The sequence below is a fragment of the Mesonia oceanica genome, from assembly GCF_902499555.1.
Lineage (GTDB): Bacteria > Bacteroidota > Bacteroidia > Flavobacteriales > Flavobacteriaceae > Mesonia > Mesonia oceanica.
Map to the genome: position 1 here is coordinate 1 of NZ_CABVMM010000054.1, position 1,305 is coordinate 1,305.

Consider the following 1,305-nt stretch of genomic DNA (forward strand, 5'->3'; position numbering starts at 1 on the left):
GTTGAAAGAAAACTATGGAAATTTATTGACCTTAATTTTAAATGCTATTTTCAGGACAAATTATCTGTGTAAAAAATTGTGTTCGTAAGGTTCGACTATTTATATATGAAACGCCCCGTTATTAATCAGTTCAAAAAAGGAACACTAGAATTCTGTGGTATCAAACCTGTAAAAGTAACTTATATTTCCCCTATTAAAAATTCCAGTGCAAACCATAGAACCAAATGGTTAGAGAAAATGACTTCATTAGGTGAGAAATTAAGGTAATAATTAAAACAGTTAGATATTAATTTGTTGAAAAAATCTGTCTTAATACAATGCTAAACCTTTTCACTTTATAAAACTGCTACATATATATAATTAATAAATCAAAACCATTATATTTGTTAAAATATTACCAATCAATAATAAGCCATATTTGTATAGATATGACTTAAATAAAAGATATAAACATGAAAAAAAAATTATTTCCATTTATAATACTTCTATCTTTATACGGCATTCAAACCTTTGCACAAGCCGATCATTATTTTAATCTTACTTTTAATAAAAATTTTCCAAATGGTGAATCCAATCAAGTGGCTTATATAAATTTTCCTGATGTAACTACTGCAGGATGGATAGAAATAACCATTACGGGATCATATAGTCATCAATTAACTAAAGGTAAACTTACCAAAAGATTTGCGTTAGTTCGCAATACTACTGGCTATCATAATCAGTCTTCAGAAATCCCAACAGCTTTTGGAGAAATAGCCAACCAATGGAAAATTGGTGATTATGATAATGATAGTCAACGTATCCCAATTTATCATTTGGTCAGTACTGGTAACACGATGACAATACAAGTTACTGGAGTCTTAAAACACGGTGTTGATCCAATCATTTCCAACTTAACTATTAGTGATCCTGTAACTGTTCCCAATTCTGAAACGCGACATTATACAAGCATTATGCAAGACAGAGTGGGGATAGGCACAAAATCTCCAACTGCAAAATTAGAGATTGGAAAAAGTAATTTAGAAAACGCTTTTAGCGTAGGCTCGTCAAATGATGGAGGAAGAATATACACTTCTCACGAAAGTGAAAGCGGAACGCTAAATTTTATAGAACATGACGATCCCTTTGTATTAAGTTTCACTCAAACAGACACAAATACAAATGAAAAAATAATTTTTGATCAAGGTAATTTTGGGATTGGTACAGCAACCATGGGCAGTCACAAATTAGCCGTAGAAGGCTCTATAGGGGCAAGGGAAATAAAGGTTGAAGCAAATGGCTGGTCAGATTTTGTGTTTGAAAACA

Annotated in this window: 1 pseudogene; it reads left to right on the top strand. The window is 31.5% G+C overall.

Features of this window, described 5'->3' with window-relative positions:
- Window positions 1-452: 452 nt before the first annotated feature.
- A pseudogene (locus FVB9532_RS19275) lies at window positions 453-1,305 on the top strand (hypothetical protein); the annotation flags it as partial.